Source organism: Mitsuaria sp. MSU3D (assembly GCF_056867975.1).
This window is the reverse complement of record NZ_CP200314.1, coordinates 3,498,856-3,511,487: the sequence shown is the minus strand read 5'-3', so window position 1 is coordinate 3,511,487 and position 12,632 is coordinate 3,498,856. Positions and strand designations below refer to the sequence as shown.

Sequence of the window (12,632 nt, the reverse complement as noted above, 5' to 3'; positions counted from 1 at the left end):
GAACGATGGCACGGCGTGGCGTAAGGCTAGAGCCGTGTTCGTCCATGACGGCACCGCGTGGCGGCAGTCCGCGGCAAGCCAGCCGGTCAACTTTTCTGGCCGGGCCGCTGATTACTTCATCGGAATGACCGGTTCGTCTGCGTGCTCCTGCACCGTCGACAGCGACGGAATGGTGTCGTTCTCCGGGTCGGACAGCGGGTCCAACACCGTTTGGTATGACGCCCCTGTCGCCGGCATCGGCGCGGAGCACTGGATTCGCGCAACGGTCGTGAGCGGACAGACGCCCAACAGTGGCTCCGGCGTAAATGCGTGGCTGTCGCTGAGCACGGCAAGGTGGTGGGGCTACTCGACCACCACGACGGGAGCCACCGCTAGCCGGTCGGGAACGATTCGCTTCGACATCAGTAGTGATGCCGCGGGTAGCGTGATCGTGTGCTCCGGCTCCGTCGATTTTTCCGCCTTCCGCGAGGCATGAGGACTTTAAGGAGAGAGGCTATGCCCAACTATCGTGAGAACCAGACCAGTGCTGTGTCCTGGCGTCGTGCCTTCAGTGGCGTCATTCACAACCCGCTTCCCGGTGCCGGTGCGCCGCGCATCGAGTTCACGGAGCAGGATGTCGTGAGCGCGGACGGCAAAGTGCTTTCCGCGAATCAGGTTTTTGACTTCGAGCCTGTGTCGATCCAGTTCGACCCGGCAGGGGTTATCGACCTGCGCGATCCTGATAGCGGCGCGACCACTGGCGAAACCATGACCCATCAGCAACTGCGGCAAGCGCTCTATTCGCTGTATATGGCGGGCGCGCTGGGGCGCGACGAACGAGCAGCCGCTGCCGCGGCGGCTGCCGAGCAAAAGTGATCGACCAAAGAGAGAAGCATGAACAAGACTGAAGATCCCATCATCACGATTTCCCTGCCGCTGAGCGGCATCAACGGCCTCCTGGCTGGTGCCGCGCGGCTGCCCTATGGCGAGGTCGCGGGTCTTATCCACGAGGTGCAGCAACAGGCGAACGGGCAACTGCAGCGGTCGGAGACCCCCGCAGGCGAGTTGACCAGTTCGCAAGGCTGATCCAAGCGCTCCACCTCCCTCTCTCTCTCCATCAGAGCCCACCCCGGCCATGCGCCGCGGTGGGCTTTTCTTTGTCCCTTTGGAGAGATCCATGAGCGTGAAAACGCAAGCAGCGGACGCGGCCTTGGCGGCGTCGGCGAGTAAGGCCACCTATGGGGGCGCAGCGAGTTCAGGGCTTGGCGTCATGTTCTCCAGTGAGGCCGCAGCCCTCGCTGGCGCGCTGGTGGCAATCCTTGGCCTGCTCATCAATCTCTACTTCCGGCGCCGCCAAGATCGGCGCGAGGAGCGAGAGCACGAACTGCGTATGCGAACCATCGAACGAGAGGTGATCGCCAGCGGCAGCTGTCGCGGCGACTGCCATCACAACGAAAGGAGCGGACGATGAACCTGTCCGAGCACTTCACGCTGGCCGAGTTCACGGCTAGCGCCACCGCCGCGGAGCGCGGCATCAAGAACATCCTGCCGGCCGAGAAGCTGGAGGAAGCCAAGCGCACTGCCCAGATGCTGGAGCGCATCCGCGCTGAGCTGTCAGCGATGAAGGGGCGCGATGTGCCCATCTTGCTGAGCAGCGGCTATCGCTCCGCTGAGCTGAATCGTGCCGTGGGCAGCGGCGTGACGAGCGATCACATCAAGGCCATGGCCGCGGACTGGTCGGCGCCCGCCTTCGGCACTCCGTACGAGGTCGCGAAGGCGCTGGCGCCATTGGTGCGCGGCCTCGGCGTTGGGCAGCTCATTTACGAAAAACCCGGCCGGGTCCCATGGGTGCATACGTCCACGCGTCTCCCGACGGCACCCGTCAATCGAGTCATCACCGTCGGACCGGCCGGCGCGCTGCTGGGCATTCAAGAGGTCTGACCATGAACATTCAACCGGACAAGGTGAAACACGCGCTGGCGGGCTTTCTGGCCGGCCTGACGGGCGTCGCGCTGGCCACGGTGGTTCCTGCGCTTGCCGGGCGGGCGCCGGACCTGATCGATGCCGCCTCGGGTGCGCTGATCGCGTCCACGGTCGCCGGCTTCACAAAGGAGGTGGCGGACTATCAGGACAACAAGATCCAGCCGGGCATGCATGGTGTTGAGCTGGCCGACGCGCTGGCAACCGCAGTACCGGGCTGGCTGCTCGCGCTCGTGCTGGTGGCGCTGAAGGAGGTGAATCGATGAACGAGCTGCAGAAACTGCTGGGGAAGGTTGCTCCGTGGATCGCGGCTGCCGCGGCTGGCCCGGGCGGGTTGGCGGTGCAGGCGCTGCGCACCGCCGCGGAGGCATTGGAGGCGCCCAGCGACACCGTGGCGCATGTGACCGAGGCCATTGCCGGTGCGTCGTCGGAGCAACTGGCCAAGCTGCGCGAGGCGGAGCTGGGCTTCCAACTCCGAATGCGTGAGCTGGGCTTCAGCAACCATCAGGCACTCACCCTTGCCGCGACCCAGGATCGAGCGGACGCGCGAAAGCGTGAGGCGGCGACCGGCGACAGCTTGACGCCCCGACTGCTGGCGGGGGCCATCGTGGCCGGCTGGTTCGTGGTGCAGGCGTGGCTGCTGGCGCACGTGGTGCCCGCGGAAATGCGGGAGATCATCATGCGGACGCTTGGCACGCTGGACATGGGGCTAGGGCTGGTGCTGGGATACTACTTCGGCAGCAGCAACCCCCGCGCCCCGCATCCGGCCGAGGATCAGCGCAAGGGCTAGAGGGTCATGGGGTAGGCGCGAACTCCGCGCCTGCGACCCATTGGCCTTTCTTGTCGATACGGAGGAGCCGGGCCTTGCCGCCCTTGGCGCGAAGCAGTACGTCCATCGTGCCTGCGGGCGTGGTCTCCGGGTCGATGCCGACCCGGTAGACCACGATCTGGTCGAACGTGTCGGCGATGAGTTGCCGCGCTTGCAGTCGCGACTCTGTGTCGAGCTTCTCGACGCCGGCCGACAGTTCGCGCCAACGCTCCTCGGAGCCGGTGATATCCAACCGGCCAGCATCGGCTAGCGCTCGTTCGGCCGTTTGCAACTCGCGGTCAAGCTGGTCGCGCTGCTCCTCCATTTGTCTGGCTCGACGAACGAAGACGGCAGGTGCGCCGCCTTCGTCGTCCAGCATGGCCTCCGTCAGGCGTTCCAGTTGGGTGTCGAGCTTCTTGATCTTCGCCTTCGCGGCGGCGACGGCGGCCCGCGGGGCGGCCGTTGCGTCGCCGGAGTACAGCGACTGAAGGTTGAGCATGTCCGAGCAGAAGTTCATCAGGGCGCGCTCGATTGGTGCGGCGGAACAGGAGCTGCGCACCGGACACTTGGTCGCGCTGTTGTCGCTGCAACACTGCAGTCGGCGGTTGCCGTCTGGGACGCTGCCGTCCGCCTTCATTCGCGAGGTCATCGTCTGGGTCTTCTTCGATGCTCCGCAGTAGCCGCAGATCGTCACACCGGATCCTGTGAGGATCGCAGGGACGGATCGCCGCACTTGCTTTCGTGAGCGCTGACCCAGCAAGGCCTGCAGTTCGTCCCACTCGGATTTCGTGATGGCGGCTGGGTAGTAGTTCTCCAGCACGAAGGTCTCTCCGTCGAGGTCCAGGTGCTTCTCTCCCTTGAGGGCTGGGTGGGACAGGAGCCGCAGCATCTGCCCCGACCTAACCTCGACCGTTCCCAGCTGCAGGCCTCGCTCGTGTAGCTCCTGAACGATAGGCCCCAGGCCAGCGCCGGCACGAAAACGCTCAACCGCATACCGGTATGCTTCGGCTCGCTCGGGGATCAGCTCCCACTTGCCGTTCTGGACTCGAAGCCAGCCGGGTGTCTTGCCGTAGCGGATGAGCCCTTTGTAGGTGCCTTCCATCCAGCCGCGACACATCCGCCGGATGGCGTCTCGCACGCGCTTGCTCTTTGTGGCGCTCTCCTCGTGCGCCCGAATCATCACGAGAAGGCTGTAGACCAGATCCATGGGATTGGCCTTCAGGCTCTCGCGGCTGTACTGTTTGTTATCGCCCGCCGTGACGACGGTAATGCCTGCCGTGATGATTTGCGCGAGCTGGCCCTGCGCCACCATCGGCTCTGCGCGCGAAAGGCGGTCTAGGCCTTCCACGACCAGCACCGATCCGATGGGGACCTTTTCGTCCTCGATGGCTTTGAGGAATGCCCCGAGCGCGCCGCGCTTGACGTGCTTTTGATGGTAGGCGGACAGTCCCTCGTCCCTCATGCTGAGGGAGTCGTCCAGCCGCAGGCCGTTCTGCTTGGCCCACTCCTGCGCATAGGCGCGCTGCCGTTCGCTGCTGGCGCCTGCCGCCTGCTTGGCGTCGCTGAACCTGAGATAGCTGTAAACCTTCGCGCGCATCGGACCTCCGTCGAGTGCGAGAGTTTATCTTTGTAGGTTGAGACTTGGCCTGTACACAAAGCGTGTACGGCGAGAGGGAGTCGGAAAGAATGCGGCCCCTGCGTCGCCGAGGCCCCAACAGCTCATCGCGTCTTGAATGGCTGCGCGCTCAGGGAGGAAGAGCATGGAGCGCATCTTCGACGGTCGCGGGATGCCAGGAGCGAAGCCATGATTCGGCTATCGAGTTTTCTCGCTCGTCGGCACAATTGAGGCTCCTGGAGGGGAGAAACGATGAATAGAAACGCGGTCCTCGCATGCATGCTGTACTCGGCATCGATTGCCATGTCGGCGGTTCCCGACCCGCTGCAAAAGCTGGTTGAGCAGCCGGGCCTATGGGCTACGTTTGACTGGGCGAAGGTGGCATCTAGCGCCGTCATCCGAGACCCGCTTTGGCGCGTAATCGAGCCTACGGCGAAGGCGGGTGAGCCGTACTCGTCATCCTTTAGCAAGAGAACCATCCAACTTCGCGGCGCAGAGTGGGATGCGGTTTGGCAGCCGGGCGAAGATCCGACGAGCGGCGTCTTCTTCGTTTCAAGAGACATGCCGCTGTCGGAGTGTGAAGCGTCGGCATTGGAATATGGGAAGTCTCTGGGAAAGCCCGTGTACAGCGACGGATCAGTTCGCTTCTCTATAAGCGACACGGACAGGATGACGCTGACGCATCGACGTTGGGAGTGGACCGTTGGGGCGACCCGCATCAATGCTTCCTGCACTGCGCTGGTCTCCTCGACGGACGCACAGGGCAACGCGCCGTCGTTGAGTCTATCTTTCAAGGCCACTGCGCGGTCGGTAGCGCTGGTGGCTCCGTTCATGCTGCGCTGCAGTCGTACCTACGCGTCAGTGAACGGGCAGCTTGAGCGCAAGTTTGAGGATGTAGTCTTTTGGGTGGTGCCGGGATCACCCAAAAGCACGATCAAGTCGCCGACCAATGACGCGATTTCTTCAAATGCTGAGGTCGATGAAACATCGATCGCATTCACGCAAGAAACGAAAGCAGGGCCTGTGAGGTATTTGGTGAGCAGGATCACCGGCTCTCTAACGGCCGACGCGCGAGACGCCAAAGGCGAACTGTTCGGAAGGATGGCCGGCACCTGCGAAAAGACCACGAGCGCGGCGAAGTTCTAAGAGGCAGCGAGCGCACCAAAAAAAAGCGGCCCCGGCATCGCCGAGGCCCCAACAGCTCATCACATCTTGACTCGCTGCATGCTCAGGGAGGGAAGAGCATGGAGCGCAAAGGCTCGGACGTAATTCTAGACCGGCGCCATCAAGCAGCAATCAGAGCGGAGTTCGGTCAAAAACAAGGATCTGCTCTCCGAACTCGGCGACCGACTTGTCCTTGATCGAGTCCATCGCCATTCCAAGCTCAACTAGATCATTCCCATAGTCGGCTTGCACGTCTTCATCGGTGGTTGTGTTGCAGATGGTCCGCCATTTTTCTTTCAGCTCGGCCATCGCGAGGAGGACTAGCCTGGCCTCCCATTCCAGCAGCTCGACGGTTACCTTGCTCATACCTGCGCCCCTTGCTTGTAAAACACTCTCGTTGCCTTCAATGCTAGCTCCTCAAGGAGCCCCTTGTATTTGTCAAGGGGCATGTCGGAGGTCGGGGCGATGCAGAAGTGGCCCGGCTTGTCATTCACCAGCTTGAGCCCAGACGGGAAGGGGGTGCTTGGAGCAAATTTCCAGACCCATCCGCTCATGTCGGTACGTGCAATCCCGTCCTTGTCGAAGACGCTGATGCCCTTGTTGTTCGCGATCACCACGATGATCCCGTTAATTACGGTCTGTCGAACATCGTGCGGACGAATGTGGGCGAGCTTGGGGCTGGATGAATTGCCGAGGCGGAACACCTCTTCGGGCACTATGAAGAACTCTTTGGGAAACATCGTGCGATCTGCTGAGCGTTGACGCAGCGAGTGGACATCGCTCCCAACAACTCAGCTAGTGACGTAAGTCCATCGGCGGCGTCTCGTCCACGCAGTTGAGCGAAGCCTGTCGACTTCGATGAGCTCCAGCGAGCCTTAAGAGAGGAGCCTGCCAGCAGCCAATCCCGTGGTTCTAGGCGAGAGGCGTGAGAGACCGATGGCAGTCGTCAACGCCTGGACGAGATCAGAGCGAGCTTTCAGAACGAGGAAGCAAGTGGGTCTAGCGGGCACGAATAGCTAGGAAGGCCACATCCGTTGGACGCCAGCTAGATGGTGCGCAGCGTCTGTCGCGCTAGCATTGGACAGGGAGGCAACACGTCCCAGGAGATGAGAAATGGACGAGCGATCCAGGGCGCGGCGTGGAAAGGTGTTGCTGCTCGACGACTATCCCGACGCTGCAGACGCTTTGTGCGAATGGTTCAGGCTGGAAGGCTGGGAAGCCTCCAGTGTTGGAACCGTCGAAGAAGCGCAGCGCGCGATAGCCGACTGCCTTCCTGATGTGATCGTGATCGAGCCTTGGCTGCGGAGCGGCAGCGCGATGAGCGTTGCGATGTCAGTGAGGGCAAGGAAGGCGGGGACGCTTCTCGTCGCGATCAGTGCATCCTGCAGGGCAGGCGATGACACAGGCTATGAGCCAACCCTGTTCGACTTCAATTTGGGGAAGCCCGCAGACTTCGACAAGCTGCGGCAGGCCTTGCGGACGGTCACCGAGAGGTGAGCTGCCGCCAGTGTTTATCTTTGTAGGCTGAGGCTTACCTCTGCCGCCAGAGGGCGGCATCGAAGTCCACCGTTGCCGGTGGCTTCAGAACAGGTTCAAAGGGACTTTCTCAGCCGTGCCGTCGACGGATCGATGGCGCAGCACCCCTAGCGAAACTCGCCGGACGGGCTGGCGAGTGGTGGTGATTCTAGTCGAGCATCACTGCCCGCATCGACGGCCAGGCCTGTCGCGCGCCGAGGGCCGTTCCCGTTTGTCCGCCGCCCATGCAGTTCACGCCGCCGCCGCGCAGCTTCGTCTCCTGACGCTCGCAATGAGCCGGGCCGATGACGACACTGACTCCATCGACACAGCAAACGCCTTCAGGAGATCGACATGAACGCCACCCGCCTCAGCATCACTTCCGCCACCAGCACCACCGTCAAGGCCGTCGCCTTCGGTGCCATCGCGGCGCTGGCCCTGGGTCTCGGGATCGCTCATGCACAAGGGCAGCGCGAGATGCGTGCGTCGATCGTCACGCTGGATCCGGTGGTGATCACCGTGAAGCGCGAACAGCTGCCCACGGTCTACATCACCGGCCGTCGCAGCGCCGACGCGGTCGACACGCAAGTCGCCTCGGCCGAGTGAACGTCCCAGGTCGCGCTGTATCGGTGGAGCGATCCACGGACTGACGCCCTTCGGTTCGCTCCAATGCAAGACGCCCGGCAATGCCGGGCGTCTTGCTTTGTGCCGGCGATTGTTGCGGCGATCACAACGGCCCATTCCGACGCGGCCCGTTTATCCAGACGAGGCCCGCGCCTAACCTTCAGTCATCGGCAAACGACGCCGGCCCAAGACCCCAGACACCCCGATCCAACGCTCTCTCAAAGGAAACCATCATGACCGCCAAGACCCTGATCGCCACCGCCCTGATCGCCCTGTCTGCCGCTGCCGTGCCGGCCTTCGCGCAGAGCTACAGCCACCTCGACCCGATCACGCAGACCCAGAAGAGCCGTGCCGAAGTTCTGGCCGACCTGGCGATCTATCGTGAATCCGGCCTGGCCGCCGTGGACCGTACCGAGGACTTCGCCCTGAACGCCAACCAACGCGCCCAGGCTGAAGCCCGCTACGCGGCGCTGAAGTCCTCGCCGAAGTACGCCGAACTGGTGCAGCGCTTCGCTGCCAAGGAAGGCAAGGGCGCCGTCACGGAAGGCGTGTCCGCCCGCTGAGCCTCGATCCAGCCCCCCGCAGCGCCGCCCGGACGCAGGTCCTGGCGGCGTTTCTCATTGAGAGCGTCCGATGGCGCTGTCCGTTTGTCCGTCGCTGATGCAGTTCACGCCGCCGCCGTGCAGCTTCGTCTCCTGACGCTCGCAATGAGCCGGGCCGATGACGACACTGACTCCATCGACACAGCAAACGCCTTCAGGAGATCGACATGAACGCCACCCGCCTCAGCATCACTTCCGCCACCAGCACCACCGTCAAGGCCGTCGCCTTCGGTGCCATCGCGGCGCTGGCCCTGGGTCTCGGGATCGCTCATGCACAAGGTCAGCGCGAGATGCGCGCCTCGATCGTCACGCTGGATCCGGTGGTGATCACCGTGAAGCGCGAACAGCTGCCGACCGTCTATATCACTGGCCGCCGCGATACGTCGGCTGATGACATCCAGGTCGCTTCCGCCCAGTAAGCGCTGACGGTTGAGCTGTATCGATGGAGCAAGCCCCTGGCTGACACTGCCCCTGACGCTCCCCCCCAACGCCCGGCCCGTGCCGGGCGTTTTGCTTTCTGACTACCGGAGCTTGTCTACTCGGTCTGAAGAAGTTCCAGCAGGGCTTCAAGGGCCTCGACGTGGTGCTCTTGAGTCAGGCTTTCGACGGGATGCTGCGCCAGCTGCGCGCGTATGCGCTCCAGCGATCCAGTGGGGGCCGTGTTGTCCTCAAGAATGGCGAAAGCCCCCATGGAGACTTCAAAATTCCCCGTGAGGGCGAGAGACACGAGCGATTCCAGGTGCTCCGACTGATCGAAGGCCGACAACGCATGGACCAGCGTGCCGCGATGGTTAACGTTCTCTGGCCGATTGATGACCCTCCACAGGACGGGGACCGCTCGCGCGTCGCCGCGGTCCATCAGTTCGAGCGCCGCCACATGGCGAACGCCGGCATCCGTGCTCTCAACCTGCTGGAGCAGGGTGTCGATGGATTTCACGGGCGTCACTCGCTGGCGCCACCCGCAGGCTGATGTAGCCGGATCTCCGAGTATCTTGGCCTGAAGGGGTCGCCGGCGACCTCCAGCGTCCCAAGGCCTCCGAGCTCTTGCACGCGATAACTCAGGAACTCAAACGGCATATCCGGGAACCTCCGTTCGAAGTCGTTCATCACCGTGGCGATGACACGAGCGACCTTCTGCCATCTGGTGCTGGATGCGGCCAGCAACAGCGCATCCACCTGAGACGCCTCGGCAGGTGTCGGCGCGCGCATTGACGCCAGTTCCTCGTCGGAGAGTGCGTCCCAAGGGTGTTGATCGTCGTCCAAGTCGGATGCCATGGTGAAGGTTGTCGATGACAAGGGTACACGCCCTGATCGGCGCCACGCTCCAGCACCAGCGATTCGCCGGCCACTGGCCCGACCTGACGTACCGGCGCGGTTGAGCGCGGGCGATTGTTGCGGCGATCACAACGGCCCATTGCGACGGGGATCGTTTATCCAAACGGGGCCCGCACCTAACCTTCAGTCATCGGCAAACGACGCCGGCCAAAGACCCCAGACACCCCGATCCGACGCTCTCTCAAAGGAAACCATCATGACCGCCAAGACCCTGATCGCCACCGCCCTGATCGCCCTGTCCGCCGCTGCCGTGCCGGCCTTCGCGCAGAGCTACAGCCACCTCGACCCGATCACGCAGACCCAGAAGAGCCGTGCCGAAGTTCTGGCCGACCTGGCGATCTATCGTGAATCCGGCCTGGCCGCCGTGGACCGTACCGAGGACTTCGCCCTGAACGCCAACCAACGCGCCCAGGCTGAAGCCCGCTACGCGGCGCTGAAGTCCTCGCCGAAGTACGCCGAACTGGTGCAGCGCTTCGCTGCCAAGGAAGGCAAGGGCGCCGTTACCGAAGGCGTGTCCGCCCGCTGAGCCTTGAATCAAGCCGCACAGCGCCGTCAGGACGCAGGTCCTGGCGGCGTTTTCCGTTGAGGACCGCCCGGAGCCGCTCCCGCTCGTCCGCCGCTGATGCAGTTCACGCCGCCGCCGCGCAGCTTCGTCTCCTGACGCTCGCAAGCAGCCGGGTCGATGACGACACTGACTCCATCGACACAGCAAACCCCTTCAGGAGAACGACATGACCACCGACCGCTTCCACATCGCTTCCGCCACCGAAACCACCGTCAAGGCCGTCCTCTTCGGCGCCGTGACCGCCGTGGTGCTCGGCCTGGGCATCGCCCACGCCGAAGGCCAGCGCGAGATGCGCGCCTCGATCGTCACGCTGGATCCGGTGGTCATCACCGTCAAGCGCGAACAGCTGCCGACCGTGTACATCACCGGCCGCCGCGACACGTCGGCCGACGCTGTCCAGATCGCTTCGGCTCAGTAAGCCCTGACGGTTGCGCTGTAGCGATGGAGCAAGCCATCGGCTGACACAGCCCCTGACGCTCCCCACAAACGCCCGGCCCGTGCCGGGCGTTGTGCTTTCAGTCCTGTTGGGGGCGTGCCAGCCATTGGCATGTGGGCCGAGCTCGGGGTAATGGGTGTTTCGACAGCAGATGGCTTAAAACTTGATGCCGCCCGGGAGCAGGCGGAAGAACGTCCAGACCAGGAACGCGATCACCGGGATCACGATCGCATAGACGTTCAACACCTGTCGCCAGTTCAGCGGCACGGGCTCTGCGGCCACGGATTGTCCCGTGAGGCTGGCGCCGCTGCTGAGCAGATGCGAGTGATCCTGCGGGGCGCCACATCATGGGGCGGAAAGACGCGCCATGAGCTGAGTGGCACCAGTGGCAGTCCGAGGAGGACGATCCACTTCGTCGTGATGTATCGGCCGCCGCGATCGTGCTCGCGTTCGCCGACGTACTTCGTCCCGGTCCCGTTGAATGTGGATGGCATCGGTCTTTTCTCCCTCACAAGAAATGCCCGCATAACGCGGGTCTGGCGGGGATTCTCTGGCATCCGGTGAGGGGCTCGGGGATCTAGGCTGGCCGCGTGATCTCACGCGGCCAGCGCGAATCGATCGTCGACCTGGCCCAGCTTCATCGCCCGCCAACCGAGGCAGGCCAATGCCACGGTCCGAGGAACAGCCTTCGCCCCGCTGCGGTAGTACGCGACCATGCGACGCGACATCCCCAAGGCGATGGCCGCCGTCTCCAGATCCAGCCCGTTCTCGTACATCCAACTGACGATGAACTCGTGGGAGATGCCGCCCGTCTGTTCGATGCCCATCGCGCGAAGGTTGTCGGCCGCGAGTTCCAACGCGCCATCCTCGTCCCAGACGACGGTGTCGTCGAACTCACCCAGGCGCGCTTTCATGAAGAGAGTCTGGTCCTTCAACGGTTCGAGAGAGCGAAGCTTCGTGATGACGTCGACCAGATCGACCTCGAACTTCTCCCCGTCGGCGAAAGTCAGGAGCAACGACGCCCGTGGCGTCGGCGCGACGCTGGTCAGAGTGAACTGCGGTGTCTTCATGAATTCAGTTCCTTCCATGCCTTCATTAGCAGGGCCGCTTGGTCTCTGCCCAGGCCAGCGCTTCCGACAAGGCAGCGCGGGGCACGTCTCCCGCGATCACTTTCAGATCCCTGATGGCCACAGCTGCCTTGCTGCCGTCGTTGGCGCGGATATGGAAATGCGGTGGGAGGTGATCGTTGGCGTAGACATCGTCCCCTTCTTGTTCGATCCCTGCATTGACCAATCACAAGCTTGCGCCTCCCACCAATGGGGGAGGGTGATTGACTGCCGCGACCTCGCCCGGTCCACTCCGCTCTCGGAGCGGAAAGAGGACTTCGGAAAAATCTGAGGGGTCGCCAGAAAATGCGGCGGAACTCGATTGTTGACGAGTGAATTCATATGAATACACTGGACTCGTCCCAACGCTTTTCGGCCCTCGACATGACTCCGAGCAGTTCGCCCCCCACCATGGAGCCCCTGTCGGCCCGCGTCCCGAGCGACCTCTACTTCTGGCTGTCGCAGCTTCAGGTCGAAGGCGCGGCCACCAACAGCGACAAGCTCCGCGTGCTGCTCGGCCAGCTCAAGCGGCAGCACGACGGCGCCTTCGACTACGTGACCGCCCATGCCTGGACCCGCGACCTGACGGCGCGGCTCCGTGAGTCGCTGGTCCGGGTCGAGAACGATTCCGGCCAGCATTCCGAAGTCGTCAGCCTGCTGCTTGACCACTTCGTGGGCGCGCTCGCGCTGGCCATCAGCCAGGCGCCCGCCGACGCCGACGAGGCCCGCAAGTTCGAGGAAGCGCTGGTGCGCCGCGCCTCCGCGCTGAGTGAAACGCTGCTCAGACAGGGTACGCCGCTCACCGCCTCCGCCTACGACCCGCAGGTCGTGCGCCGTCACCTGGGCAACACGCTCGAACTCGCCCATCCCCTGCAATCCGCTCCGCTCCCGAAAGGCAACTGA

Annotated in this window: 23 protein-coding genes; 15 read left to right on the top strand and 8 right to left on the bottom strand. The window is 63.5% G+C overall.

Translation table 11 applies throughout. From position 1 onward, the window contains the following. Positions 1-34: 34 nt before the first annotated feature. From AC1VNM_RS15340 to AC1VNM_RS15310, 7 genes are all read left to right on the top strand, one after another. The gene (locus tag AC1VNM_RS15340; RefSeq protein WP_483107457.1) at positions 35-475 is read left to right on the top strand and encodes a hypothetical protein; all 441 of its coding nucleotides are present in this window, start codon (positions 35-37) and stop codon (positions 473-475) included. A gap of 20 nt (positions 476-495) precedes the next feature. Continuing rightward, positions 496-855: a hypothetical protein gene (locus AC1VNM_RS15335; RefSeq protein ID WP_483107456.1), complete on the top strand. Its 360-nt coding sequence runs from the start codon at positions 496-498 to the stop codon at positions 853-855. A gap of 18 nt (positions 856-873) precedes the next feature. Continuing rightward, positions 874-1,065 (top strand): hypothetical protein, encoded by a 192-nt coding sequence (locus AC1VNM_RS15330; protein WP_483107455.1) that lies wholly within the window; start codon positions 874-876, stop codon positions 1,063-1,065. A gap of 91 nt (positions 1,066-1,156) precedes the next feature. Continuing rightward, complete coding sequence (locus tag AC1VNM_RS15325) at positions 1,157-1,450, top strand: holin (RefSeq protein WP_483107454.1); 294 nt, start codon at positions 1,157-1,159, stop codon at positions 1,448-1,450. Next, positions 1,447-1,920, top strand: a complete 474-nt coding sequence (locus AC1VNM_RS15320; RefSeq protein WP_483107453.1) for a D-Ala-D-Ala carboxypeptidase family metallohydrolase — start codon at positions 1,447-1,449, stop codon at positions 1,918-1,920. Before AC1VNM_RS15325 ends, AC1VNM_RS15320 begins: the two co-directional genes overlap by 4 nt. Before the next feature lie 2 nt (positions 1,921-1,922). Further along, positions 1,923-2,225 (top strand): hypothetical protein, encoded by a 303-nt coding sequence (locus AC1VNM_RS15315; protein WP_483107452.1) that lies wholly within the window; start codon positions 1,923-1,925, stop codon positions 2,223-2,225. After that, positions 2,222-2,749, top strand: a complete 528-nt coding sequence (locus AC1VNM_RS15310) for a hypothetical protein (RefSeq protein ID WP_483107451.1) — start codon at positions 2,222-2,224, stop codon at positions 2,747-2,749. Before AC1VNM_RS15315 ends, AC1VNM_RS15310 begins: the two co-directional genes overlap by 4 nt. 4 nt (positions 2,750-2,753) lie before the next feature. On the opposite strand, the gene AC1VNM_RS15305 is transcribed toward AC1VNM_RS15310, so the two are convergent. Further along, the gene (locus AC1VNM_RS15305) at positions 2,754-4,364 is read right to left on the bottom strand and encodes a recombinase family protein (RefSeq protein WP_483107450.1); all 1,611 of its coding nucleotides are present in this window, start codon (positions 4,362-4,364) and stop codon (positions 2,754-2,756) included. A gap of 297 nt (positions 4,365-4,661) precedes the next feature. Here AC1VNM_RS15305 and AC1VNM_RS15300 point away from each other — a divergent pair, with 297 nt between their 5' ends. After that, positions 4,662-5,528, top strand: coding sequence for a hypothetical protein (locus AC1VNM_RS15300; RefSeq protein WP_483107449.1), 867 nt, complete (start codon positions 4,662-4,664; stop codon positions 5,526-5,528). Positions 5,529-5,678: 150 nt separating this feature from the next. Here AC1VNM_RS15300 and AC1VNM_RS15295 read toward each other — a convergent pair whose 3' ends face one another. Both AC1VNM_RS15295 and AC1VNM_RS15290 read right to left on the bottom strand, forming a co-directional pair. Then, entirely contained in the window at positions 5,679-5,912 is a 234-nt protein-coding gene (locus tag AC1VNM_RS15295) for a hypothetical protein (protein WP_483107448.1), read from the bottom strand. Further along, complete coding sequence (locus AC1VNM_RS15290) at positions 5,909-6,286, bottom strand: Tse2 family ADP-ribosyltransferase toxin (RefSeq protein WP_483107447.1); 378 nt, start codon at positions 6,284-6,286, stop codon at positions 5,909-5,911. The genes AC1VNM_RS15295 and AC1VNM_RS15290 overlap by 4 nt, the downstream gene beginning before the upstream one ends. A gap of 373 nt (positions 6,287-6,659) precedes the next feature. Between AC1VNM_RS15290 and AC1VNM_RS15285 the strand changes: the two genes are divergently transcribed. From AC1VNM_RS15285 to AC1VNM_RS15270, 4 genes are all read left to right on the top strand, one after another. After that, positions 6,660-7,043: a hypothetical protein gene (locus tag AC1VNM_RS15285; RefSeq protein WP_483107446.1), complete on the top strand. Its 384-nt coding sequence runs from the start codon at positions 6,660-6,662 to the stop codon at positions 7,041-7,043. 372 nt (positions 7,044-7,415) lie between these two features. Then, positions 7,416-7,667, top strand: a complete 252-nt coding sequence (locus tag AC1VNM_RS15280; protein WP_331615332.1) for a hypothetical protein — start codon at positions 7,416-7,418, stop codon at positions 7,665-7,667. Between the two features lie 251 nt (positions 7,668-7,918). Beyond that, positions 7,919-8,248 (top strand): DUF4148 domain-containing protein, encoded by a 330-nt coding sequence (locus AC1VNM_RS15275; RefSeq protein ID WP_377161182.1) that lies wholly within the window; start codon positions 7,919-7,921, stop codon positions 8,246-8,248. A 206-nt stretch (positions 8,249-8,454) separates the two neighbouring features. Next, the gene (locus AC1VNM_RS15270) at positions 8,455-8,706 is read left to right on the top strand and encodes a hypothetical protein (protein ID WP_377161184.1); all 252 of its coding nucleotides are present in this window, start codon (positions 8,455-8,457) and stop codon (positions 8,704-8,706) included. A gap of 116 nt (positions 8,707-8,822) precedes the next feature. Here AC1VNM_RS15270 and AC1VNM_RS15265 read toward each other — a convergent pair whose 3' ends face one another. Both AC1VNM_RS15265 and AC1VNM_RS15260 read right to left on the bottom strand, forming a co-directional pair. Continuing rightward, positions 8,823-9,224, bottom strand: a complete 402-nt coding sequence (locus tag AC1VNM_RS15265; RefSeq protein ID WP_377161186.1) for a HEAT repeat domain-containing protein — start codon at positions 9,222-9,224, stop codon at positions 8,823-8,825. Between the two features lie 5 nt (positions 9,225-9,229). Continuing rightward, entirely contained in the window at positions 9,230-9,562 is a 333-nt protein-coding gene (locus AC1VNM_RS15260) for a DUF3658 domain-containing protein (RefSeq protein ID WP_377161188.1), read from the bottom strand. A gap of 256 nt (positions 9,563-9,818) precedes the next feature. Here AC1VNM_RS15260 and AC1VNM_RS15255 point away from each other — a divergent pair, with 256 nt between their 5' ends. Together AC1VNM_RS15255 and AC1VNM_RS15250 are read left to right on the top strand one after the other, a co-directional pair. Then, positions 9,819-10,148 carry a DUF4148 domain-containing protein gene (locus tag AC1VNM_RS15255; RefSeq protein WP_377161182.1) on the top strand — a complete coding sequence of 110 codons (330 nt, stop codon included), beginning with the start codon at positions 9,819-9,821 and terminating at the stop codon, positions 10,146-10,148. A gap of 205 nt (positions 10,149-10,353) precedes the next feature. Beyond that, the gene (locus AC1VNM_RS15250; RefSeq protein WP_377161190.1) at positions 10,354-10,605 is read left to right on the top strand and encodes a hypothetical protein; all 252 of its coding nucleotides are present in this window, start codon (positions 10,354-10,356) and stop codon (positions 10,603-10,605) included. A gap of 174 nt (positions 10,606-10,779) precedes the next feature. Here the strand turns inward: AC1VNM_RS15250 and AC1VNM_RS15245 are convergent, their stop codons facing one another. The 3 genes from AC1VNM_RS15245 to AC1VNM_RS15235 form a co-directional block, all read right to left on the bottom strand. Next, the gene (locus AC1VNM_RS15245) at positions 10,780-10,905 is read right to left on the bottom strand and encodes a hypothetical protein (RefSeq protein WP_483107445.1); all 126 of its coding nucleotides are present in this window, start codon (positions 10,903-10,905) and stop codon (positions 10,780-10,782) included. Positions 10,906-11,219: 314 nt separating this feature from the next. Then, positions 11,220-11,693, bottom strand: a complete 474-nt coding sequence (locus AC1VNM_RS15240; RefSeq protein ID WP_483107444.1) for a DUF2442 domain-containing protein — start codon at positions 11,691-11,693, stop codon at positions 11,220-11,222. Positions 11,694-11,718: 25 nt separating this feature from the next. Further along, a complete protein-coding gene (locus tag AC1VNM_RS15235) occupies positions 11,719-11,916 on the bottom strand; it encodes a DUF4160 domain-containing protein (RefSeq protein WP_483107443.1) in 198 nt (65 codons plus the stop codon). A 224-nt stretch (positions 11,917-12,140) separates the two neighbouring features. Here AC1VNM_RS15235 and AC1VNM_RS15230 point away from each other — a divergent pair, with 224 nt between their 5' ends. Next, entirely contained in the window at positions 12,141-12,632 is a 492-nt protein-coding gene (locus tag AC1VNM_RS15230) for a hypothetical protein (RefSeq protein ID WP_377161198.1), read from the top strand.

Coding starts and splice junctions, on each gene's coding strand:
- AC1VNM_RS15320 (WP_483107453.1), top strand. CDS start 1,447: ATGAACCTGTCCGAGCACTTCACGCTGGCCGAGTTCACGGCTAGCGCC.
- AC1VNM_RS15240 (WP_483107444.1), bottom strand. CDS start 11,693: ATGAAGACACCGCAGTTCACTCTGACCAGCGTCGCGCCGACGCCACGG.
- AC1VNM_RS15305 (WP_483107450.1), bottom strand. CDS start 4,364: ATGCGCGCGAAGGTTTACAGCTATCTCAGGTTCAGCGACGCCAAGCAG.
- AC1VNM_RS15255 (WP_377161182.1), top strand. CDS start 9,819: ATGACCGCCAAGACCCTGATCGCCACCGCCCTGATCGCCCTGTCCGCC.
- AC1VNM_RS15295 (WP_483107448.1), bottom strand. CDS start 5,912: ATGAGCAAGGTAACCGTCGAGCTGCTGGAATGGGAGGCCAGGCTAGTC.
- AC1VNM_RS15300 (WP_483107449.1), top strand. CDS start 4,662: ATGCTGTACTCGGCATCGATTGCCATGTCGGCGGTTCCCGACCCGCTG.
- AC1VNM_RS15315 (WP_483107452.1), top strand. CDS start 1,923: ATGAACATTCAACCGGACAAGGTGAAACACGCGCTGGCGGGCTTTCTG.
- AC1VNM_RS15260 (WP_377161188.1), bottom strand. CDS start 9,562: ATGGCATCCGACTTGGACGACGATCAACACCCTTGGGACGCACTCTCC.
- AC1VNM_RS15275 (WP_377161182.1), top strand. CDS start 7,919: ATGACCGCCAAGACCCTGATCGCCACCGCCCTGATCGCCCTGTCTGCC.
- AC1VNM_RS15335 (WP_483107456.1), top strand. CDS start 496: ATGCCCAACTATCGTGAGAACCAGACCAGTGCTGTGTCCTGGCGTCGT.
- AC1VNM_RS15285 (WP_483107446.1), top strand. CDS start 6,660: ATGGACGAGCGATCCAGGGCGCGGCGTGGAAAGGTGTTGCTGCTCGAC.
- AC1VNM_RS15310 (WP_483107451.1), top strand. CDS start 2,222: ATGAACGAGCTGCAGAAACTGCTGGGGAAGGTTGCTCCGTGGATCGCG.
- AC1VNM_RS15280 (WP_331615332.1), top strand. CDS start 7,416: ATGAACGCCACCCGCCTCAGCATCACTTCCGCCACCAGCACCACCGTC.
- AC1VNM_RS15330 (WP_483107455.1), top strand. CDS start 874: ATGAACAAGACTGAAGATCCCATCATCACGATTTCCCTGCCGCTGAGC.
- AC1VNM_RS15250 (WP_377161190.1), top strand. CDS start 10,354: ATGACCACCGACCGCTTCCACATCGCTTCCGCCACCGAAACCACCGTC.
- AC1VNM_RS15230 (WP_377161198.1), top strand. CDS start 12,141: ATGGAGCCCCTGTCGGCCCGCGTCCCGAGCGACCTCTACTTCTGGCTG.
- AC1VNM_RS15290 (WP_483107447.1), bottom strand. CDS start 6,286: ATGTTTCCCAAAGAGTTCTTCATAGTGCCCGAAGAGGTGTTCCGCCTC.
- AC1VNM_RS15325 (WP_483107454.1), top strand. CDS start 1,157: ATGAGCGTGAAAACGCAAGCAGCGGACGCGGCCTTGGCGGCGTCGGCG.
- AC1VNM_RS15270 (WP_377161184.1), top strand. CDS start 8,455: ATGAACGCCACCCGCCTCAGCATCACTTCCGCCACCAGCACCACCGTC.